Origin of the sequence: Allonocardiopsis opalescens (assembly GCF_003002095.1) — a bacterium.
Lineage (GTDB): Bacteria > Actinomycetota > Actinomycetes > Streptosporangiales > Streptosporangiaceae > Allonocardiopsis > Allonocardiopsis opalescens.
In genome coordinates, this window is the sequence record NZ_PVZC01000003.1 from 663,234 (window position 1) to 684,535 (window position 21,302).

Sequence of the window (21,302 nt, forward strand, 5' to 3'; positions counted from 1 at the left end):
ACGGGGGTCGCGCAGGTCGCCCGGCGGGCCGCTATGCAGACGGTAGCGGAGCGTGAACGGTCCGACACAGGAGTGCGAAGGGGCGCTCGCCGATCCTGGTGAGCGCCACCACGGCCGTCTTCCCGCCGCTGAGCTTGAGGTATTTGTGCAACTGGTCCACATCGACGGCCGATCCGCGCTTGGTGATCGTTACCTTTCCGACATCGTGCCGGCGCAGCGCGTCGCGCAGCCGCTTGAGCGAGAAGGGCACCGCCTCGATCACCTGGTAGGCCCGCGCGAAGGGGGTGGGCACCGGCTCGTCGCCGGTGATGTAGGCGATCCTGGGGTCCAGCAGCGCCCCGCCGAGGCGCCGCGCCAGTTCGGCGACCAGGTGCGAGCGGACCACGGCGCCGTCGGGGTCGTAGAGGTAGCCGCCGACCTCCCCGGCGACGGGGGCCTCGCCGAGGCCCGGCTCCTCGGTGATCGTGGCGCCCCGGGGCGGTGCCGCGGTGGTGAGCGCGGCCGGGTCGCCGCCGTCCTCCTCGGCGGCCGGCGCTCCGCGCTCGGACGGGAAGACGGTGGCCCGCCGCCGCACTCCGTCGGCCAGGGCGCCGAACCAGAGCGCGACCTCCTTGACCTCGCCGCCGACCGAGATCCACTCCGCGCTGACGTCGCCGGGGATCATCTCGTGCGGCAGCCCGGGGGCCAGTTTGAGCGCGCCCGCCGGGGCCGAGCGGGCCAGCCGCACCGCCTCTTTGAGGGTCGGGCTGAAGTTCCTGGGGTCGAAGACCCGGCCGGAGTCGTCGCGGCGGGCGGGGTCGCAGAAGACGGCCGCCCGGCCGCGTGCGGCGCCCGAGCCGGTGGCGTCGCCGGTGCGGACCCGGGCGCGGTCGGCCAGGCCGAGCGCGTCCGCGTTGGCGGCGGCGACCTCGGCGGTCAGCGGGTCGAGTTCGACGCCCTCCACGGTGCGGCCGGCGGCGGCCAGCGCCAGCATGTCGGCGCCGATGCCGCAGCACAGGTCGGCGACGGGGCCGTCGACGGCGGCGAAGCGGGCGGCGCGGTGCCGGGCCACCAGCCCGCGGGTGGACTGCTCCAGCCCGGCCGGGGTGAAGTACATCCGGTCGGCGTCGGTGCCGAACTTGGCGCGGGCGCGGGCGCGCAGCCGCCCCTGCACCAGGACCGCGGCGACGAGTTCCGCGGAGTGCTCCCGGCGCAGCCGGACGGTGGCCCGCAGCGCGTCCTCGGCCGGGTCGACCCGGCCGAGCACCCGCTGCCCTTCGGACGTGAGCAAGGTGCGAAACGCGTCGATGTCCACCTTTTACCCCCACTTGCCCGGCTGTTTGTCCAGGTCCTCGCCGTGTACCTGCCCATTCGGACGGTGCTTCGCCCCTGGTCGGGCGGTCCGGTTCCGCGGCCGCGCCGGGCCCCCGCCGCGGCGCCGCGGTGCCCGGCCGCGCCCGTGTTGACGAGCCGCAGTGCTGCGGATACTGTTCCACATTGGCACTCGCAATCGTAGAGTGCTAACGGTCGGCGGCGGCGGAACGGCCGCGCCGGCCGATCAGAGCGAGCGACGAGGTAGGTCTGGCACCCGCGACGGCAGGCCGCCGTGGTCGCATGCAGCCGAAGCCGAAAATCGCATGTGAAGGGGGAGGTCACACCGTGTCGACCGCCACCAAGATTGTGCTCAAGCCGCTCGAGGACCGCGTCGTCGTCAAGCCGCTTGAGGCCGAGCAGACCACCGCCTCCGGCCTGGTGATCCCGGACACCGCCAAGGAGAAGCCCCAGGAGGGCGAAGTCCTGGCCGTGGGCCCGGGCCGCTGGGACGACGAGGGCGAGAACCGCATTCCGCTGGACGTCAAGGAGGGCGACGTCGTCCTCTACAGCAAGTACGGCGGCACCGAGGTGAAGTACAACGGCGAGGAGTACCTCGTCCTGTCCGCCCGGGACCTGCTCGCGATCGTCCAGAAGTAGTCCGGTCGGCCGCCCCGCGCCAGGGGCGGCCCGGCCTGCTGGTCATGGAACCGCAGCAGCGAACCGACCTGTGAATGCGCCCGCCCCGGCCAGCCCACGCGCTGGTGCGGGGCGGGTCGCGTGAAAGGACAAGAATGCCGAAGATCCTGGAGTTCCAGGAAGACGCCCGGCGCGCCCTGGAGCGCGGCGTCAACCGCCTGGCGGACGCGGTCAAGGTGACCATCGGCCCCCGCGGCCGCAACGTGGTCATCGACAAGAAGTTCGGCGCGCCGACGATCACCAACGACGGCGTGACCATCGCCCGCGAGATCGAGCTGGGCGAGCCGTACGAGAACCTCGGCGCCCAGCTGGTCAAGGAAGTCGCCACCAAGACCAACGACATCGCCGGCGACGGCACCACCACCGCCACCGTGCTGGCCCAGGCCCTGGTCAACGCGGGCCTGCGCAATGTCGCGGCCGGCTCGGCGCCGCTGGCGCTCAAGCGCGGCATCGACGCCGGCGCCCGCGCGGTCGCCGACAGGCTGCTGTCCTCGGCGCGCGAGGTCACCGAGCGGGCCGAGATCGCCCACGTCGCGACGATCTCCGCCCAGGACCGCAAGATCGGCGACCTCATCGCCGAGGCCTTCGACAAGGTCGGCAAGGACGGCGTCATCACCGTCGAGGAGTCGCCGACCCTGGGCCTGGAGCTGGAGTTCACCGAGGGCCTCCAGTTCGACAAGGGCTACATCTCGCCCTACTTCGTGACCGACGCCGAGCGGGCCGAGGCCGTCCTGGAGGACGCCTACGTGCTCGTGCACCAGGGCAAGATCTCCAACCTCAACGAGTTCCTGCCGGTGCTGGACAAGGTCGCGCAGGCCAAGAAGCCGCTGCTGATCATCGCCGAGGACGTCGAGGGCGAGGCCCTGTCCGGCCTGGTGGTGAACCGCATCCGCGGCCTGCTCAACGTCGCCGCCGTCAAGGCGCCCGGCTTCGGCGAGCGCCGCAAGGCCATGCTCGGCGACATCGCGGTCCTCACCGGCGCGCAGGTCATCGCCGAGGAGCTGGGCCTGACCCTGGAGAGCGTCGACGTCGACGCGCTGGGCTCGGCCCGCCGGATCACGGTCACCAAGGACACGACCACCATCGTGGACGGTGCCGGTGCGCAGAGCGAGGTCGACGACCGCGTCGCGCAGATCCGCAAGGAGATCGAGGCCAGCGACTCCGACTGGGACCGCGAGAAGCTGCAGGAGCGGCTGGCCAAGCTGGCCGGCGGCGTCAGCGTGCTGCGGGTCGGCGCCGCCACCGAGGTGGAGCTGAAGGAGAAGAAGCACCGCCTGGAGGACGCGATCTCGGCCACCCGCGCCGCGATCGAGGAGGGCATCGTGTCCGGCGGCGGCAGCGCCCTGGTGCACGCCGCCGCCGACCTCGACGACCTCGGCCTCACCGGCGACGAGGCCGTGGGCGTGAGCATCGTCCGCCGGGCGCTGGTCGAGCCGGCCCGCTGGATCGCCAACAACGCCGGCCAGGAGGGCTACGTCGTCACCGGCAAGGTGGCCGAGCTGCCCGCCGGCCACGGCTACAACGCCGCCACCGGCGAGTACGGCGACCTCATCGCGCAGGGCGTCATCGACCCGGTCAAGGTCACCCGCTCCGCGGTCGAGAACGCCGCCTCCATCGCGGGCATGCTGCTGACCACCGAGGCGCTGGTGGCCGACAAGCCCGAGGAGGAGGACGACTCCGCGGGCGCCGGCCACGGCCACGGGCACGGCCACGGCCACTGAGGCCGGGCGGCACGGCACCACCGGCGCGCCCAGGCGCGCCGCCTCCGGGCTCCGGCCCGCGCCCGACCGGGCGCGGCCGGGGCCCGGCCATTTTCCGGAACGATCAATAATTGCGCAGCGTGCTAATGTAATTACAGATAGTGATTGCCGGGCGCGCTGTTTCCGTCATATAAGGACAACGGCGATCAGTCAGACTTTCAGCCGGTAACGTAACCACTCACCTAACGCAGTCCGAAACCGTGCGCCGTAACCGTTCCGTTGTGCCGGATGCAGGCGACAGCGGCGCGCGAAAAAGGCATGATGCATTACGTGATCGGATGTCGACAGTCGCGGGGACCGCGCACTTCCGGGCTCTGGCTGGGATTCGGCCGCGAGCGCTGGCGCCCCCTGCGGCCCAAGAACACCCACCCGGCGACGAAATGGCACCCCGTCCGCGTTACCAGGCGCCGCGACGGCCGTACCGTCCTGCCGGGCCACTCCGCCGGCCGCCCCGGCCGCTCCCGCCACCCCCAGGAGACCTGCACCCCCAGGCGGCACTGCCTGATCTGACGGCGCGGCGGCCGCGCCGGTCCCGTCCCCCGCGGGCATCAGCGCAGCCAGCCGCGCCTGGCCGCCTCCACCCCGGCCTGCAGCCGGGTCCTGGCGTCCAGCCCGGCCATGGCGTCGGCCACCCGGCTGCGCACCGTGCGCACCGAGACGCCCAGGTGGCGGGCGACCGCGTCGTCGGACAGCCCCTGGGCCAGCAGCCGCATCACCTCGCGGTCGTGGTCCTCGCCGGAGCCGGGCGGGTGGGCGCCGCGCCGCCACAGGTCGTCGGCGAGGGCGAGCATGCCCTCGGCGATGACCCGGGTGCGCACCAGGTAGGAGCTGTAGCGGTGCGCGGCCACGCTGTGCCCCCAGGCCAGCGGCAGCCCGACGGCGTCGCGGTCCACCACCACGAACCAGCTCGGCAGCTCGCGCAGCAGCCGGAAGCGCCCGCCCAGCTTCACCAGCACGTCCAGCAGCTCGCGGACGGTCTCGTGCTCCAGCGCCCGGAACTCCACCAGAGCCCGCAGCCGCCAGGCGCCCGAGGACACCAGCTCGCACAGCTCCTCGCGCCGCGGCACCAGCAGCTCGCCCAGCATGCGCTGGTCGGGGATGACCGCCACCACGTCGGAGGGCACCCGCTGCCGGGTGCACTCCATGGTGGCCCGCCACAGCTCCTCGCCGCCGTGCAGCAGCTCCACCGGCAGCCGCCCCGACTCGAACAGCCGGCCGGTCTCATAGGCGTCGACCAGGCCGCCCACCGAACTCTGCAGCGCGGTGAGATGCCCCACCAGCTCCGTCGCCTGGGCCAGGCGCCGCGCGGCCAGCCGGCCGAGCGCGGTGCCGGGGTGCTGGGCCGCCACCTCGCCGTCGCGCCGCTCGACCAGCCCCAGCTCTTCGAGCGCGTCCAACTGCTCGCCGACCCGCTCCACGGGCAGGGCGGCCGCCTCGGCCAGCTCCGCCACGCTGAAGCCGGGCAGCCGGAGCGCCGCCAGGTAGAGCCGCCGCTGCGCGGCGCTGAGCCCCCACGCGGCCAGCGCCTCCGCCGACTCCTCCGAGGTGCCGCGCGGCGGGCGCCGGGGCTCCGGCGCGGAGCGGGCGGCCCGCTGCCGCGGGCCCGGGGGCGCGGCCGGAGGCCCGTCGTCAGGGGCGGTGCGTTCTGCGTCCACCCGCCAAGCCTGCCTGCATCTTTCTGCATTTGCAGGCGTTTCCATTGCTTGGACACCGCGGGTGTTCCAGGCTTGGCCTCGCTGGCGCGCGGGGTCGTGTGGAGGAGGGGGACCCCGCCGTCCGTGCCCGAGCCGCCCGTGCCGCAAGGCACGAGCGGCCGTGGCGGTCCGCCGACTCCCCGGGTCGGGCGGCCCGCCGCGGCCCGCCCGAGTCCGTGGGGCGGGCGGTACCCCGGAAGGGCACGGCCGGAAGCGCGACGGCCACGGCGGCGCCGCCCGGTCACGGCGGCGCCGCCGATCAGCAGGCGGCCCGGCGGCGCGCCCCCGTCCGCCGGGCACCTGCTGATCGGGCCGGTCGAGGCGGGGACAGGGCCTACGATGGGAAGACACACCGTGACCAGGAGCTGGAAGGTGCCATGACTCCGCGCGACCAGGGAGACCCCGCCCAGACGGCCACCATCCTGCCGCCGGGGCTGACCTACGACGACGTCCTGCTGCTGCCGGCCTACTCCGACCTCCAACCGGGCGAGGCCGACACCAGCACCCGGCTGTCCCGGTCGCTCACGCTGCGCATCCCGCTGATCTCCTCGGCCATGGACACCGTCACCGAGGCGCGCATGGCCGTGGCCATGGCCCGGCAGGGCGGCGTGGGCGTGCTGCACCGCAACCTCCCGGCCGAGGAGCAGGCCCAGCAGGTCGACCTGGTGAAGCGCTCCGAGGCGGGGATGATCACCCACCCCGTCACCTGCAGCCCCGACGAGACCCTCGCCGACGTCGAGGAGCTGTGCGCGCACTACCGGATCTCCGGGGTGCCGGTCACCGACGCCGACGGCGTGCTGGTGGGCATCGTCACCAACCGCGACATGCGCTTCGAGGAGGACCGCCGCCGCGCCGTGCGCGAGGTGATGACCCCGATGCCGCTGGTCACCGCCCCCGTCGGCGTCTCCAGGGACGACGCCTTCCGGCTGCTGCGCTCGCACAAGGTCGAGAAGCTTCCGCTGGTCGACGAGCGCGGTCGGCTGCGCGGGCTGATCACCGTCAAGGACTTCACCAAGAGCGAGCAGTACCCCCTCGCCACCAAGGACGCCGACGGCCGGCTGGTCGTCGGCGCCGCCGTGGGCGTCGGCCCCGACGCCGAGAAGCGCGCCCAGGGGCTCATCGACGCCGGCGCCGACTTCATCGTGGTCGACGTCGCGCACGGCCACTCCCGCGGCGTCGTCGACATGGTGGCCAAGCTCAAGGCCAACGGCCAGGCCGACGTCATCGCCGGCAACATCGCCACCCGCGCCGGGGCGCAGGCGCTCATCGACGCCGGCGCCGACGCCGTCAAGGTCGGCGTCGGACCCGGCTCCATCTGCACCACCCGGGTGGTGGCCGGGGTGGGCGCGCCGCAGGTCACCGCCATCTACGAGGCGGCCAAGGCCTGCCGGCCCGCCGGGGTGCCGCTGATCGGCGACGGCGGCCTCCAGTACTCCGGCGACATCGCCAAGGCGATCGTGGCCGGGGCCGACACCGTCATGCTGGGCAGCCTGCTGGCCGGCGTCGAGGAGAGCCCCGGCGACCTCATCTTCATCAACGGCAAGCAGTTCAAGACCTACCGGGGCATGGGCTCGCTCGGCGCGATGCGCGGCCAGTCCTACTCCAAGGACCGCTACTCGCAGGCCGACGTCGCCGTTGAGGAGCAGCTGGTCCCCGAGGGCATCGAGGGCCAGGTCCCCTACCGGGGGCCGCTGCGCGCCGTCTCCCACCAGCTCGTCGGCGGCCTGCACCAGTCGATGTGGTACGCGGGGGCCCGCACCATCGCCGAGCTGCGCGACCGCGGGCAGCTGATGCAGATCACCGCGGCCGGGCTCAAGGAGAGCCACCCGCACGACATCCAGATGACCGTCGAGGCGCCCAACTACCACGGCCGGCGCTGAGCCGCGCCGCCGCCGGGAGCACCCGTCGGCGGGCGGCCGCGGAGCTGGCACAGTAGGGGGAGTCGGCGGGGCCGGTACGGCGCCCGCGGGGCCGAGAGGGGAATCACGCGGTGGACCAGGTTGAGATCGGGATGGGCAAGAGCGGCCGGCGGGCCTACGGGCTCGACGACATCGGCATCGTGCCGGCGCGGCGCACCCGCGACCCCGAGGAGGTCTCGATCTCCTGGCAGATCGACGCCTACCGCTTCGAGATCCCGCTCGCCGTCAGCCCGATGGACAGCGTGGTCTCGCCGCGCACCGCGGTCGAGATCGGCCGGCTCGGCGGCCTGGGCGTGCTCGACCTCGAAGGGCTCTGGACCCGCTACGACGACCCCGATCCGCTGCTGGCCGAGATCGCCGAACTCGACACCGAGGCGGCCACCCGGCGGCTCCAGGAGATCTACACCGCGCCGATCCGCGAGGACCTCATCGGCCGCCGGATCGAGGAGATCCGCGCCGGCGGCGTCACCACCGCCGTCCGGCTCTCCCCGCAGCGCACCGCGCAGTTCCACAAGGCGGTCATCGACGCCGGGGTCGACATCTTCGTGATCAGGGGCACCACCGTCTCCGCCGAGCACGTCTCGGGCCGGGCCGAGCCGCTGAACCTCAAGCAGTTCATCTACGAGCTCGACGTCCCCGTGATCGTCGGCGGCTGCGCCACCTACACCGCCGCGCTGCACCTGATGCGCACCGGCGCGGCCGGGGTGCTGGTCGGCTTCGGCGGCGGCTCCGGCCACACCACCCGCACCGTGCTGGGCGTGGCGGTGCCGATGGCCACCGCCATCTCCGACGTCGCCGCGGCCCGCCGCGACTACCTGGACGAGTCCGGCGGCCGCTACGTCCACGTCATCGCCGACGGCGGCATGACCCGCAGCGGCGACATCGCCAAGTCGCTGGCCTGCGGCGCCGACGCCGTCATGGTCGGCTCGCCGCTGGCGCGCGCCACCGAGGCGCCGGGCCGCGGCCACCACTGGGGCAGTGAGGCCCACCACAACGAGCTGCCGCGCGGCCGCCGCCTCGAACTCGGCACCATCGGCACCATCGCCGAGATCATCAACGGCCCCTCGTCCACCAGCGACGGCTCGATGAACCTCATGGGCGCCCTGCGCCGCACCATGGCCACGGCCGGCTACTCCGACGTCAAGGAGTTCCAGCGGGTCGAGGTCGTGGTCGAGGGGTAGTCCCCACGCCGCGGTGCGCGCTGTCCCCCTTCCATACCGGCCGGTAGCGTAAGGGGCGCGTTGCCCGGATCATGGGCGGATAGCGCGTGATCCGGCTGGGTAACGCCTTGGTGAGAGCACCCGTGGGGAGAGGCGACCATGACGACAGCGCGACTGGGGCCCGCCGAGCGCGAGGAGAGTCTGGCGTATCTGGCGGACAACGAGGTCGACGTGCTGGTCGTGGGCGGCGGCATCGTCGGCGCCGGAGTGGCGCTGGACGCCGTCACGCGCGGGCTGAGCGTCGGCCTGGTCGAGGCGCGCGACTTCGCGTCGGGCACCTCCAGCCGGTCCAGCAAGCTGATCCACGGCGGGCTGCGATACCTGGAGCAGAAGGACTTCGACCTCGTCCGCGAGGCGCTGAGCGAGCGGGCGCTGCTGCTGCAGCGGCTGGCCCCGCACCTGGTGCGTCCGGTCCCGTTCCTGTACCCGCTGAGCCACCGCGTCTGGGAGCGGCTCTACCTGGGCGCCGGGGTGACCCTCTACGACGTGCTGGGCCTGTCGATGGGCTCCACCCGCGGGCTGCCCCGGCACCGCCACCTCACCCGCGGCGGTGCGCTGCGGCTGGCGCCCGCGCTCAAGCGCAGCGCGCTGGTCGGCGCGGTGCAGTACTGGGACGCCCAGGTCGACGACGCCCGCTACGTGCTGTCGGTGCTGCGCACCGCCGCGAGCTACGGCGCGCGCATCGCCTCGCGGGTGCGGGTCTCGGGCTTCCTGCGCGAGGGCGAGCACGTTACGGGTGCGCGCGCCTGCGACCTGGAGACCGGGCACGAGTTCGACATCGCGGCCAAGCAGGTGGTGAACGCCGCCGGGGTGTGGACCGACGACATCCAGGAGATGGTGGGCGGCCGCGGCCAGATCCACGTCCGCGCCTCCAAGGGCATCCACCTGGTGGTGCCGCGCGACCGCATCCAGTCGCGCAGCGGGCTGATCCTGCGCACCGAGAAGAGCGTGCTCTTCGTCATCCCGTGGGGGCGGCACTGGATCATCGGCACCACCGACACCGCCTGGGACCTGGACAAGGTGCACCCGGCGGCCAGCCGCGCCGACATCGACTACCTGCTCGAACGCGTCAACGCCGTACTGCGGGTGCCGCTGACCCGCGACGACGTCGAGGGGGTGTACGCGGGGCTGCGCCCGCTGCTGTCGGGTGAGTCCGACGAGACCTCGAAGCTCTCGCGCGAGCACATGGTGGCGCACCCGGTGCCGGGGCTGGTGCTGATCGCGGGCGGCAAGTACACCACCTACCGGGTGATGGCCAAGGACGCCGTCGACGCCGTCGCGCACGGCCTGGGCGGCGGGGTCGCCGACTCCTGCACCGACGTGATCCCGCTGGTGGGCGCGAACGGCTTCCGCGCGCTGTGGAACGCCCGCCGCTCCACCGCGCGCCGCTCCGGGCTGCACGTCGCCCGGGTCGAGCACCTGCTGCGGCGCTACGGCTCGCTGATCGAGGAGGTGCTGGCGCTGATCGAGGAGCGCCCCGACCTCAGCAGGCCGCTGAAGGGCGCCGACGACTACCTGCGCGCCGAGATCGTCTACGCCGCCCGCCACGAGGGCGCCCGCCACCTCGACGACGTGCTCACCCGCCGCACCCACGTCTTCATGGAGACCTGGGACCGGGGGCTGGCCGTGGCCGAGGAGGCGGCGGCGCTGCTCGGCGGGGAGCTGGGCTGGGACGACGACCGCCTCAAGCGCGAGGTGGCCTACTACCGCAAGCGCATCGAGGTGGAGCGGGCGGCGCAGGAGACCGACAACGACCGCGAGGCCGACGCCGTGCAGCACGGCGCGCCCGAGGTGGTGCCGCTCGGTTCGTGAGGCGGTGTGCGCGGCCCCGGGCCTTTCGCCCGGGGCCGCCGCCGTGTTCAGGCCCGTGCGGCGAGCGCGCCGAAGAACTCCCTGATGTCCTCGACCAGCCCCTCGGGAGCGGCCATCGCCACCATGTGGCTGCCGCTGGACCGGTTCGACCAGTGCGCGATGTCGTTGCGGCGCTCGGCGATCCTCCGGATCGCGTCCGAGCCGCCGTGCGAGACGCCGGTGGGCACCTTGTCCTGGTCGATCGGCATCCCGGCCGCTCCGTCGTAGTAGGTCCACGACGACGACGCCCCCGTGCCGGTGAACCAGTACAGGCTCGCGTTGGTGAGCAGCGCGTCGCGGCCGATCGGCTCGGCGGGCGCCGTGCCGTCCTGCGGCCAGCCGTCGAACTCCGTGAAGCGCTCCACCAGGTAGGCCAGCTGGGCGACGGGCGAGTCCAGGAAGCCGTAGCCGAGGGTGAGCGGCCGGGCGGCCAGGTAGGGCGCGTAACCGCTGCCGCCGGCCCCGGCGAGCATGTCCACCAGCCCCTGGACCTGCTCGCGCTCCTCGCCGGTCAGCCCGGCGAGTTCGGCCGGGTCGCCGGTGGGGATGCCGACGCCGCCGGTGATGTGCACGCCGACCAGGTGGTCGCCGTCGGCGACGGCCAGCTCGGGGGAGATGACGGCGCCCGCGTCATTGCCGTGCGCGCCGTAGCGCCGGTAGCCGAGCCGGGCCATCAGCTGCGCCCAGGTGCGGGCGACGCGGGCCGCGGTCCACGGGGCGGGGTCGGGCGGCTGCGGGAAGCGGGAGAAGCCGAAGCCGGGCAGCGAGGGCGCCACCACGTGGAAGGCGCGGGAGGGCTCGCCGCCGTGGGCGCGCGGATCGGTGAGCGGGCCGATGACCTCCAGGAACTCGGCGATGGAGTTCGGCCAGCTGTGCGTCATGATCAGCGGCAGCGCGTCCGGCTCGGGGGAGCGCACGTGCGCGAAGTGGATCGGCTGCCCGTCGATCTCGGTGATGAACTGCGGGAACGCGTTCAGCCTGCGCTCGGCGAGCCGCCAGTCGAAGCCGTCCGCCCAGTACTCGGCCAGTCCGCGCAGGTGGTCCACTGGTACGCCCCTGCTCCACTCGGCGCCCGGCAGCGGCTCCGGCCAGCGGGTTGCGGCCAGCCGGGCGCGCAGGGCGTCCAGTTCGGCCTGCGGGATGTCGATGCGGAACGGGTGGATCTCGGTGCTCATGGGCGTCCTTCCGGCGGTGGGCCCGGCGGTCCCTCCGCCGCGCCGCTGCCCGGCCGACGCTAGGCGGCCAGTAGGACGGAATCTGTCCGCTATGGCCGCTCACCTGGTGCGGGTCGCGCGGGAGTGCGCTCCGGAACGGCTGCGCACGGGCGGCTTGCGGCGGTTCCGTCAAGATTCGACCCCTGCGAGCCAAAGAGTATGCACTCTCCGTAATGAAAAAATCGCTCAGGGTAGCAACGCTCTCGAACGCGCCCTGGGCACGGCGGTCCGCCCGCCGGGGACCGGGCGCACCGGCGGTCGGGAGGGAGTGCGGGCATGCGCGACAACGGAGGCGTCAGGAGGCGGCGCGCGGCCGCCGCCGCGGCCGGACTCGGCCTGGCCGCGGCGCTGGCGCTGCTCGGCGCGGCGCTCGGCCGGCCCCCGGCGGTGCTCCGCCCGGCCAGCGCCGCCGGCGAGGTGAGCGCGGCCTACCGCTGCGAGACCCCGGTCGGGCCGCAGGAGGGCACGGTGCGGCTGACCGTCGACGCCCCCGCCGAGGGCGCCCCGGGCCGGCCGGTCGAACTGCGGCTCACGGTGCGGGAGCTGCCGGTGACCCTGCCGGTGCTGGTGCCGGCCGGCGGGCTGCGCCCGAGCGCCGTGCTGCGCGCCTCCGGCGCGCACACCGAGCCCGTACGCCTCGACGGCGCGGCCAACACCGAGGACCTGCCCGCCGACCGCCCGCTGGCCGCCCCGGCCATGACCGGCCGCTTCACCCCCGCCGCCCCCGGCGAGATCACGCTGACCCCGGACCGGATCACCCTCGCCGCCGACCTGCCCCTGGCCGGAGCCACCGAGACCGTCTGCACCCCGGTCGGCACCGCCCCGGCGGCGGCCACCGTCCGGGTGTCCGGGGAGGGGCGGCCCTCGGACGGGTACGGGGACGGCGGTCCCGCCGACGAGCCGAGCCCGGACGCTCCGGCCTCCGGCGGTGCGCCCCGTCCCTCGGCCGAGCCCTCGGCCGCACCCGCGTCCGGGCCGGCGCCCACGCCGGGCCCCGGCGTGCCGAGTCCCGCGGCCCCGAGCCCCGCCCCGTCCGTGCCGGCGTCCGGCGCGTCCGGTCCGCCGGGCACCCCCGGCCCCGCGGCCTGACAGCCGGGGATCGGGCCGGCCCCGCCCCGCGGCCGCCACCAGGAAAAGGACTTGGTGGCATAAGCCCGGGATCGCCACACTTGACGGATGCTGCTCACGATCACGACGACGCACCGGCCCGCGACCGATCTCGGGTTCCTGCTGCACAAGCATCCCGACCGGATGCAGTCGTTCGAGCAGTCCCACGGCACCGCGCACGTGTTCTACCCCGAGGCGGCCGAGGACCGCTGCACCGCCGCGCTGCTGCTGGAGGTCGACCCCGAGCGGCTGCTGCGGCGCGCCCGCGCCGCCGCGACCCCCGACTTCGCGCTCGGCCAGTACGTCAACGACCGGCCCTACGCCGCGTCCTCGCTGCTGTCGGTGGCGCTCGGCGACGTGTTCCGCACCGCGCTGCGCGGCCGCTGCGACAGCCGCCCCGAACTGGCCGAGCACCCCATCCCGCTCCGGCTCGAACTGCCCGCGGTGCCGTGCCGGGGCGGCGCCGAGTACGCGCACCGGCTGTTCGAACCCCTGGGCTGGGAGGTGGCGGCCGAGCCGGTGCCGCTGGACCCGACCGTGCCCGACTGGGGCGACTCCGCCTACCTGCGGCTCGCCCTCACCGGCACCCTGCGGCTGGCCGAGGCGCTCAGCCACCTCTACGTGCTGCTCCCGGTGCTCGACGGCACCAAGCACTACTGGGTGGCCGCCGACGAGGTCGACAAGCTGGTGCGCTCCGGCGAGGGCTGGCTGGCGGCGCACCCCGAGCGGGCCGCGATCACCCGCCGCTACCTGGCCCGGCGCGGCCACCTCTTCCGCGCCGCGATGGCCCGGCTGGCCGAGGTGGACGACGCCCCGGCCGAGCGCTTCGACGCCGAAACCGACGCGGACGCGGACGGGGGCGCCGACGCGGCGATCACCGAGGAGCCGCCCGAGCCCGCGCTCTCGCTCGCCGAGCAGCGCGCCGGCGCGGTGCTGGCCGTGCTGCGCGCCGAGGGCGCCGCCTCGGTGGTGGACCTGGGCTGCGGCCAGGGCCGGCTGCTGGCGCGGCTGCTGGCCGAGCCCGCGTTCACCCGGATCACCGGCGTGGACGTGTCCGCCTACGCCGTCGAGCAGGCCAGGCGGCGGCTGCTGCCCGACCGGATGCCCGAGCGGCGCGCCGCCCAGGTGGCGGAGCGGCTGGCGCTGCACGTCGGCTCGCTGGTCTACCGCGACGACCGCTTCGCCGGCCACGACGCCGCCGTGCTGATGGAGGTGATCGAGCACATCGACCCGCCCCGGCTCCCGGCCGCCGAGTACGTCGTGTTCGGTGCCGCCCGCCCCCGCGTCGCCGTGGTGACCACCCCCAACGCCGAGTACAACGTGCGCTACGAGGGCCTCGCGCCCGGGGCGGCGCGCCACCCCGACCACCGCTTCGAGTGGACCCGCGCCGAGTTCACCGACTGGGCCGGCGGCGTCGCCGAGCGCTACGGCTACCGGGTGCGGCTGCTGCCCGTGGGCGCCGTCGACCCCGAACTCGGCGCGCCCACCCAGCTCGCCGTCTTCACCCTCGGCGCCGCTCCCGCAGCAGCACCCGCGCACACCGATCCGGCCGCCGCCCCGGCGCCGGGGAAGGAGACCGGCGCCTGATGGCCGAGACCCCGCGCGAACTGCGCATACCCGAGCTTGCGCTGGTGGTGCTGGTCGGCGTGTCCGGCTCGGGCAAGTCCACCTTCGCCGCCCGCAACTTCCGTCCCACCCAGGTGGTGAGCTCCGACTTCTGCCGGGCCGCCGTCAGCGACGACGAGAACGACCAGAGCGCCACCGCCGACGCCTTCGACCTGCTGAACTTCATCGTCGGCAAGCGGCTGGCCCGGGGCCTGCCCACCGTGGTGGACGCCACCAATGTGCAGCGCGCCGCCCGCGCCCCGCTGGTGCGGTTGGCCAGGGAGCACCACGTGCTGCCGGTCGCCATCGTGCTCGACGTGCCCGAGGGCGTCGCCCAGCGGCGCAACCGCGCCAGGACCGACCGCGCCCTCGGCGAGCACGTCGTGCCCCGGCAGCGCCGCGAGCTGCGCCGCGACCTCCGCAGGCTGGAGAAGGAGGGCTTCCGCCGCATCCACGTGCTCACCGACCCGGCCGAGATCGACACCGCGACGGTGGTGCCGGAGCGGCTGTGGAACGACCGCCGCGAGCTGACCGGGCCCTTCGACCTGGTCGGCGACGTGCACGGCTGCCGCGCCGAACTGGAGGCGCTGCTGGACGAACTCGGCTACCAGCCGCGCCGCGACGAGCTCGGCCGCGCCGTCGGCGCCCGCCACCCGGAGGGCCGCACCGCCGTGTTCGTCGGCGACCTCGTGGACCGGGGCCCCGACACGCCGGGGGTGCTGCGGCTGGTCATGGGCATGGTGGCCGACGGCGACGCGCTGTGCGTGTCGGGCAACCACGAGGCCAAGCTGGTGCGCGCCCTGCGCGGGCGGAAGGTCTCCACCGGGCACGGCCTGGCCGAGACCCTGGAGCAGCTGGCCGCCGAGCCCGACGAGTTCCGCGCCCGGGTGCTCGACTTCTGCGACGGCCTGATCAGCCACTACGTGCTCGACGGAGGGCGGCTCGTGGTCGCGCACGCCGGGCTGAAGGAGGCGTACCACGGCCGGTCCTCCGGGAAGGTGCGCTCGTTCGCGCTGTACGGCGACACCACCGGCGAGACCGACGAGTACGGCCTGCCGGTGCGCTACCCGTGGGCCGAGGAGTACCGGGGCCGCGCCGCCGTGGTCTACGGCCACACCCCGGTGCCCTCGGCGGAGTGGGTCAACAACACGATCTGCCTGGACACCGGCGCCGTGTTCGGCGGGCGGCTCACCGCGCTGCGCTACCCAGAGCGGCGGCTGGTGGACGTGGTGGCCGAGCGGGTCTGGTACGAGCCGTCCCGCCCCTTCCCGGCGGCGGGGGAGCGGCCGGCCGCCCGCGAACCGGGCGTGCTCGACGCCGCCGACGTGCTCGGCCGCGACGCCGTGCACACCGCCTACGGCAGGATCGCCGTCGACCCCGGCGCCCGGGGCGGCGCACTGGCCGCCCTTGAGGTGATGAGCCGCTTCGCCGCCGACCCCCGGTGGCTGGTGTACCTGCCGCCCACCATGGCGCCGTGCCCGACCACCGACCGGCCCGGCCTCCTGGAGCACCCGGCCGGGGCCTTCGCCTACTACCTGGACCAGGGCGTGGGCGAGGTGGTGTGCGAGGAGAAGCACATGGGCTCGCGTGCGGTGGCCGTCGTCTGCCGCGACGCCGCCGCGGCCGCGCGCCGCTTCGCCCCCGGCGCCCGGGGCGCCGTCTACACCCGCACCGGGCGGCCGTTCTTCACCGACGCCGCGCTCGCCGCCTCGGTACTGGACGAGCTGGCCGAGACCGTCGCGAGGGCCGGGATCTTCAACGAGCTGGACACTGACTGGGTGCTGCTCGACGGCGAGCTGCTGCCGTGGTCGGCCAAGGCCGACGGGCTGATCCGCGAGCAGTACGCCTCGGTGGCGGCCGCGGCCGGCTCGGCGCTGCCCGCCGCCGCCGACGCGATCGACCGCGCGGCCGCGCGGGGGCTGCCCGAGCCGGAGGGGGCCAGGCTCGCCGAGCTGGCCGGCCGCGCCGCCCGGCGGAGCACGTCGGTGGTGGCCTTCGCCGAGGTGTACCGCCGCTACCGCTGGCGCACCGATGGCCGCGACGGGCTGGCCTTCGCGCCCTTCCAGCTGCTCGCGGGCGAGGGCGCCGCCTACACCGGCCGCGACCACGGCTGGCAGCTGGCGCTGGCCGAGCGGCTGGCCGCCGCCTCGGTGCACGTCGCGGCCGCCGAAGGGCGCGAAGCGCTGGTCCGCGCCACCCGGCACCGGACCGTCGACCTCACCGACCCCTCGGCGGTCGCCGCCGCGACCGCCTGGTGGGAGGAGCTGACGGCGGCCGGCGGCGAGGGCATGGTGGTCAAGCCGCTCGGCGGCGGCACCGTGCGCGGCGGCCGCGACCTGGTGCAGCCCGGACTGAAGGTGCGCGGGCCCGAGTACCTGCGGATCATCTACGGGCCCGACTATCTGGAAGCCGGGCGGCTGGACCGGCTGCGCGACCGCAGGCTCGGCCGCAAGCGCGGCCTGGCGCTGCGCGAGCACAAGCTGGGCCTGGAGGCGGTCGCCCGCCTGGCCGGCGGCGAGCCGCTGTGGCGGGTGCACGAAGCCGTCTTCGCCGTCCTCGCGGCCGAAACGGAGCCGGTGGACCCCCGGCTGTAGCGGGGGCGGCCTGTGCCGCCACCGGGTCAGCCGTGCGAGCTCATCTCCTGGATGCCGATGGCGGACAGGAGATCGAGCTTGCTCCTGGCGTCCGCGTCGCGCGGGGTGTACACCACGAGCCGCAGGTCGGTGCTCTGGGTGGTGAGCACATTGGAGTCCAGCGCGATGTCTCCCACGGCCGGATGCGGGACGATCTTGTGCGCGCCCTGGTGGTCGCCGACCGAGGGACGCGCCCAGAGCTCACGGAACCGCTGACCGCGGTTCAGCCTGGAGACCAGGGCCCTGATGCCGGGGTCGTTCGGGTACCGGCTGGTCGTGGCGCGCAGGTCGGCGACCAGGGACTCCTCGAAGGCGGTCCGCTCCGCCGGGGTCTGCCGCACCCCGATCGACTGGTGCTCGAACTGGAGGATGAGCGCGTTGCGCTCGTCGTCGCTCCGTCTGGTGGGATCGCCGAAGGCCGCCGCGAACAGCGGGTTCCAGTGCAGCAGCTGCCAGCCGGCGTCGAACACCGCCACCGGGCCGCCGCCCAGCTGCTCCACGATCCGGTGCACGCTGACGGGGATCAGGCGCGGAATGCGGTCGGGGTCCGCGGCGTGGCCGGCCAGGCGCAGCAGATGGGCCTGCTCGTCGTCGGACAGCTGCAGCGCGCGGGCGAGCGCCGAGCAGACCTGCGCGGACGGTGTGGATCCCCGGCCCTGTTCGAGCCGGACCACGTACTCGACGGAGATCCCGGCCAGCTGCGCCAGTTCGCTGCGCCGCAGGCCGGCGACCCGGCGGGGCGAATGGTGCGGCAGTCCGACGGCGCCGGGGTCGAGCCGGTCCCGCCAGGCCCGCAGCGCGGCACCGAGTTCGTTCATATCGCCAATCGTGCCGCACGCCCGGCAGTTGTGCGTGGTACGGGCTGTACCAGGAAGAGCTGTGGCTTCTTCCGGACCCGCCCGCGAGTTCACCATCGGATCCATGACGGACCGACCGGCGGCGATGTCCCCCTCCCGTGGCCGTTCCGTCCGGCGAAGTGAAACGCCCCGCCCACCGGGCGGAAATCGCCCGCCATTCATTGCCATTGACGGCGATTGGAGCTGACATGGACATATTTCTCACCGGCGGCAGCGGTTTCGCCGGACAGCACATGATCACTCGGCTGGTCGCCGACGGCCACACCGTGCGGGCGCTGGCCCGCAGCCCTGAGGCCGCGCGGAAAGTGGAGCAGGCCGGAGCGGCGCCCGTCCTCGGCGACCTCACCGACCTGCGCGGGCCGGAAGGCGGCGGCACGCCCACCGGAGCACCGGCGCCGGCCTGGCCGGCCGTCCTGGACCGGTGCGAAGCCGTGGTCCACTCGGCCGCCCGGATGGAGTTCTGGGGGCCGGACGCCGGCTTCGAGCGCGACAACCACCGGCCGACCGTCGCCCTGTTCGCCGCCGCGGCCGCCGCCGGCGTCAAGCGGTTCGTGCTCATCAGCGCCGCCGCCGTCTCGACCGACCGGCGCAGCGAGCCCGCGGTGGTCGACGAGGCGACGCCGACCGGCCGGCCGCTCATCGCCTACGGCCGGGTCAAGCTGGCGACAGAGCGGGCGCTGGCGGACACCGCCACCCCCGGGATGGCGCTGATCACCCTGCGGCCCCCGTTCATCTGGGGCAAGGGGATGACGACGCTGCGCGAGACGGCGGAAGCGGCGGCCGGCGGCGGCTTCGCCTGGATCGACGACGGACGCCATGTCATGGACTTCGTCCACGTCGGCAACCTCGCCGCCGCGGTGGCGGCCGCGCTGAGCCGCGGCCGGGACCGCGGGGTCTACTACGTCACCGACGGCGCGCCGATGCGGATCCGGGACTTCTTCACCCCGGTCCTGGCCACCATGGGCGCCGACGTCAGCGGGGCGCGGAGCTTCCCGCTCGCGGTCGCCGCGCCGCTCGCCTGGGTCCTCGACCGGGTGTGGCGGCTGCTGCGCCGCCCCACCCCGCCGCCGCTGTACGACTGGCTGGTTGCGATCATGGGGCGCGACCGCAGCTACGACATCAGCAGGGCCCGCGCCGAACTGGCCTACCGGCCGAGCGTGAGCTTCTCGGAGGGGCTGGAGGGTCTGCAGGCGTCGGTGCGGTAGCCGCGCTCCCCGCGCCGCCACTCGGCATTACCGGCAGGTAGCCAAGGCGGCGGGACGCACCTACCATTCCGGCATGGCTCTGGACCCCACGCCGCACGCCGCGTCCGCCCCGTCCGACCCCGGTACCTCCGCACGCGAGCCGCTGGACCGGGCACTGCTCGACCGGCTGCGCGCGAAGGCGGCCGGCGGCGGGGCGGGCACCGTCACCACCACGGTGCCCTTCACCGGCGAGCCGCTGGTGGAGCTGCCGCTGGCCGACGCCGGCGACGTGGCGGCCGCCTTCGAACGGGCGCGGCGCGCTCAGCGCGCCTGGGCGCGGCTCGCCCCGCGCGACCGCGTCGCCCCGTTCGTGCGCTTCCACGACCTGGTGCTGCGGCGGCAGCACGAGATCCTGGACATCGTCCAGTGGGAGACCGGCAAGGCGCGCAAGCACGCCTTCGAGGAGGTCTACGACGCCGCGGCGGGCACCCTGTTCAGCGCGCGGCGCGCGCCCGGCCTGCTGGCCAGGCGGCGCCACCCCGGCGCGCTGCCGCTGGCCACCCGCACCTACGAGTTCCGCCGGCCCAAGGGCGTGGTGAGCGTCATCACGCCGTGGAACTACCCGCTCAGCCTGCCCGTCGGCGATGCCGTGCCCGCGCTGCTGGCCGGGAACGCGGTCGTCGCCAAGCCCGACACCCAGACGGCGCTCGCCACCCTGTGGTCCATCGAGCTGCTGGAGGAGGCGGGCCTGCCCGAAGGGCTCTGGCAGGTCGTGCTGGGCGAGCCCGCCGAGATCGGCGGCCCGCTGGTCGAGCACGCCGACCACATCGCCTTCACCGGCTCCACCCGGTCCGGCGCGCAGGTGGCGCGGGAGGCGGCCGGGCGGCTCAAGGGCGTGTCGCTCGAACTCGGCGGCAAGAACCCCGCCGTCGTCCGCTCCGACGCCGACCTGGACTGGACGGTCGAGGGCGTGCTGCGCGGCTGCTTCACCAACGCCGGGCAGCTGTGCATCTCGATGGAGCGCGTCTACGTCCACGAGGGGGTCTACGACGCCTTCGTCTCGCGCTTCGTGCGCGCCGTGGAGTCGATGCGGCTCGGCGCGGACCTCGACTTCACCGCCGACATGGGCTCGCTCACCTACCAGCGGCAGCTGGAGGCCGTCGAGCGGCACGTCGAGGACGCCCGCGCCAAGGGGGTGCGGGTGCTCGCGGGCGGCCGGGCCCGCCCCGACCTCGGCCCGCTGTTCTACGAGCCGACCGTGCTCGAAGGCGTCACCGAGGAGATGGCGGTCTGCGCCGAGGAGACCTTCGGCCCGGTCGTCGCCCTCTACCGGGTGCGCGACGACGACGAGGCCGTCGAGCACGCCAACGCCACCGGCTACGGGCTGAACGCCAGCGTGTGGACCCGCGACGTCCCCGGCGGCCGCCGCCTGGCCGAGCGGCTGGAGGCGGGCACCGTCAACATCAACGACGGCTACGGCGCCGCCTTCGCCAGCTACGGCGCCCCCATGGGCGGTATGAAGCGCTCGGGCCTCGGCCGTCGCCACGGTGCCGAGGGGCTGCTCCGCTACACCGAGGCGCAGACCATCGCCAGCCAGCACTACGTGCCGCTGTCGGGGCCGCCCGGGATGCGCGGCGACACCTACGCGGCGGTCCTCACCGCCGTGCAGCGGCTGGCGAAGCGGCTGCGGATCAGGTAGCCGGAATTTTCTTCGCTCCGGATGTCGAGAACGCGGCACCGGCTCCGTCCCAGGGGTGACAGCGGCCAGAACGGGCCGCACGACGGAGGAGGACCACCACCATGATCGAGCAGATGCACCACACCAGCGTCGTCGTCGAGGACCTCGCGGCCGCGGTCGCGTACTTCGTCGAGCTGGGCATGGAGCTGGAGGGCGAGACCACGGTCGAGGGCCCGTCCGTCGACGGCCTCTGCGCCCTCCGCGACGTCCGCGCCGACATCGCGATGGTGCGCACCCCCGACGGCCGCAACCGGCTCGAACTGACGAAGTACCACCGCCCGGAGGCCGTCGGCGCGACCGACGCACCCGTGAACACCCTCGGCCTGCGCTCCATCATGTTCACCGTGACCGACCTCGACGACACCATCGCCCGCCTGCGCCCCCACGGCGGCGAACTCGTCGGAAAGCTTGAGAGGTACGAGAACGCCTACCGGCTCTGCTACCTGCGCGGGCCGGCGGGGATCATCGTGGCGCTGGCGGAGCGGATCGGGTGAGGGGAGTCGGCAGCGCGGCGCTGCCGTGTCACCGCAA

At 74.5% G+C, this 21,302-nt stretch carries 15 protein-coding genes; 11 read left to right on the forward strand and 4 right to left on the reverse strand.

Going from position 1 to position 21,302, the window contains the following annotated elements; genetic code table 11:
* Window positions 1–31 precede the first annotated feature (31 nt).
* Window positions 32–1,294, reverse strand: a complete 1,263-nt coding sequence (locus CLV72_RS13205) for a THUMP-like domain-containing protein (protein WP_106245232.1) — start codon at window positions 1,292–1,294, stop codon at window positions 32–34.
* Between the two features lie 344 nt (window positions 1,295–1,638).
* Between CLV72_RS13205 and groES the strand changes: the two genes are divergently transcribed.
* Window positions 1,639–1,950 (forward strand): co-chaperone GroES, encoded by a 312-nt coding sequence (gene groES / locus CLV72_RS13210; RefSeq protein WP_106245234.1) that lies wholly within the window; start codon window positions 1,639–1,641, stop codon window positions 1,948–1,950.
* 134 nt (window positions 1,951–2,084) lie between these two features.
* Window positions 2,085–3,710, forward strand: a complete 1,626-nt coding sequence (gene groL / locus CLV72_RS13215) for a chaperonin GroEL (protein ID WP_106245237.1) — start codon at window positions 2,085–2,087, stop codon at window positions 3,708–3,710.
* A gap of 587 nt (window positions 3,711–4,297) precedes the next feature.
* Here the strand turns inward: groL and CLV72_RS32815 are convergent.
* Entirely contained in the window at window positions 4,298–5,404 is a 1,107-nt protein-coding gene (locus tag CLV72_RS32815) for a helix-turn-helix transcriptional regulator (protein WP_106245239.1), read from the reverse strand.
* A 416-nt stretch (window positions 5,405–5,820) separates the two neighbouring features.
* Here CLV72_RS32815 and guaB point away from each other — a divergent pair, with 416 nt between their 5' ends.
* From guaB to CLV72_RS13235, 3 genes are all read left to right on the forward strand, one after another.
* Window positions 5,821–7,323 carry an IMP dehydrogenase gene (guaB, locus tag CLV72_RS13225; RefSeq protein ID WP_106245241.1) on the forward strand — a complete coding sequence of 501 codons (1,503 nt, stop codon included), beginning with the start codon at window positions 5,821–5,823 and terminating at the stop codon, window positions 7,321–7,323.
* A gap of 131 nt (window positions 7,324–7,454) precedes the next feature.
* On the forward strand, window positions 7,455–8,543 hold the full coding sequence (locus CLV72_RS13230; RefSeq protein ID WP_211302860.1) for a GuaB3 family IMP dehydrogenase-related protein: 1,089 nt from the start codon (window positions 7,455–7,457) through the stop codon (window positions 8,541–8,543).
* 138 nt (window positions 8,544–8,681) lie between these two features.
* Entirely contained in the window at window positions 8,682–10,394 is a 1,713-nt protein-coding gene (locus CLV72_RS13235) for a glycerol-3-phosphate dehydrogenase/oxidase (protein ID WP_106245245.1), read from the forward strand.
* A 47-nt stretch (window positions 10,395–10,441) separates the two neighbouring features.
* Here the strand turns inward: CLV72_RS13235 and CLV72_RS13240 are convergent, their stop codons facing one another.
* Window positions 10,442–11,608: an epoxide hydrolase family protein gene (locus tag CLV72_RS13240; RefSeq protein WP_106245247.1), complete on the reverse strand. Its 1,167-nt coding sequence runs from the start codon at window positions 11,606–11,608 to the stop codon at window positions 10,442–10,444.
* 315 nt (window positions 11,609–11,923) lie between these two features.
* Between CLV72_RS13240 and CLV72_RS13245 the strand changes: the two genes are divergently transcribed.
* The 3 genes from CLV72_RS13245 to CLV72_RS13255 all read left to right on the forward strand — a co-directional run bounded on the left by CLV72_RS13245 (window position 11,924) and on the right by CLV72_RS13255 (window position 16,953).
* Complete coding sequence (locus tag CLV72_RS13245; protein ID WP_106245250.1) at window positions 11,924–12,736, forward strand: serine/threonine-protein kinase; 813 nt, start codon at window positions 11,924–11,926, stop codon at window positions 12,734–12,736.
* Between the two features lie 87 nt (window positions 12,737–12,823).
* Window positions 12,824–14,341, forward strand: a complete 1,518-nt coding sequence (locus CLV72_RS13250; protein ID WP_106245252.1) for a 3' terminal RNA ribose 2'-O-methyltransferase Hen1 — start codon at window positions 12,824–12,826, stop codon at window positions 14,339–14,341.
* Entirely contained in the window at window positions 14,341–16,953 is a 2,613-nt protein-coding gene (locus CLV72_RS13255; protein WP_106245254.1) for a polynucleotide kinase-phosphatase, read from the forward strand. The genes CLV72_RS13250 and CLV72_RS13255 overlap by 1 nt, the downstream gene beginning before the upstream one ends.
* 26 nt (window positions 16,954–16,979) lie before the next feature.
* On the opposite strand, the gene CLV72_RS13260 is transcribed toward CLV72_RS13255, so the two are convergent.
* Window positions 16,980–17,810, reverse strand: coding sequence for a helix-turn-helix domain-containing protein (locus CLV72_RS13260; RefSeq protein ID WP_106245257.1), 831 nt, complete (start codon window positions 17,808–17,810; stop codon window positions 16,980–16,982).
* Window positions 17,811–18,037: 227 nt separating this feature from the next.
* Between CLV72_RS13260 and CLV72_RS13265 the strand changes: the two genes are divergently transcribed.
* From CLV72_RS13265 to CLV72_RS13275, 3 genes are all read left to right on the forward strand, one after another.
* Window positions 18,038–19,054, forward strand: a complete 1,017-nt coding sequence (locus CLV72_RS13265) for an NAD-dependent epimerase/dehydratase family protein (protein ID WP_106245259.1) — start codon at window positions 18,038–18,040, stop codon at window positions 19,052–19,054.
* 73 nt (window positions 19,055–19,127) lie between these two features.
* Window positions 19,128–20,732 (forward strand): succinic semialdehyde dehydrogenase, encoded by a 1,605-nt coding sequence (locus CLV72_RS13270; RefSeq protein ID WP_106245261.1) that lies wholly within the window; start codon window positions 19,128–19,130, stop codon window positions 20,730–20,732.
* A 101-nt stretch (window positions 20,733–20,833) separates the two neighbouring features.
* A complete protein-coding gene (locus CLV72_RS13275; RefSeq protein WP_342755666.1) occupies window positions 20,834–21,265 on the forward strand; it encodes a VOC family protein in 432 nt (143 codons plus the stop codon).
* Window positions 21,266–21,302 lie beyond the last annotated feature (37 nt).

Bases quoted from the DNA above. Each gene is read 5' to 3' on its own strand.
- groL (WP_106245237.1), top strand. From the start codon at position 2,085: ATGCCGAAGATCCTGGAGTTCCAGGAAGACGCCCGGCGCGCCCTGGAG.
- guaB (WP_106245241.1), top strand. From the start codon at position 5,821: ATGACTCCGCGCGACCAGGGAGACCCCGCCCAGACGGCCACCATCCTG.
- CLV72_RS13230 (WP_211302860.1), top strand. From the start codon at position 7,455: ATGGGCAAGAGCGGCCGGCGGGCCTACGGGCTCGACGACATCGGCATC.
- CLV72_RS13235 (WP_106245245.1), top strand. From the start codon at position 8,682: ATGACGACAGCGCGACTGGGGCCCGCCGAGCGCGAGGAGAGTCTGGCG.
- CLV72_RS13240 (WP_106245247.1), bottom strand. From the start codon at position 11,608: ATGAGCACCGAGATCCACCCGTTCCGCATCGACATCCCGCAGGCCGAA.
- CLV72_RS13245 (WP_106245250.1), top strand. From the start codon at position 11,924: ATGCGCGACAACGGAGGCGTCAGGAGGCGGCGCGCGGCCGCCGCCGCG.
- CLV72_RS13250 (WP_106245252.1), top strand. From the start codon at position 12,824: ATGCTGCTCACGATCACGACGACGCACCGGCCCGCGACCGATCTCGGG.
- CLV72_RS13255 (WP_106245254.1), top strand. From the start codon at position 14,341: ATGGCCGAGACCCCGCGCGAACTGCGCATACCCGAGCTTGCGCTGGTG.
- CLV72_RS13260 (WP_106245257.1), bottom strand. From the start codon at position 17,810: ATGAACGAACTCGGTGCCGCGCTGCGGGCCTGGCGGGACCGGCTCGAC.
- CLV72_RS13265 (WP_106245259.1), top strand. From the start codon at position 18,038: ATGGACATATTTCTCACCGGCGGCAGCGGTTTCGCCGGACAGCACATG.
- CLV72_RS13270 (WP_106245261.1), top strand. From the start codon at position 19,128: ATGGCTCTGGACCCCACGCCGCACGCCGCGTCCGCCCCGTCCGACCCC.
- CLV72_RS13275 (WP_342755666.1), top strand. From the start codon at position 20,834: ATGATCGAGCAGATGCACCACACCAGCGTCGTCGTCGAGGACCTCGCG.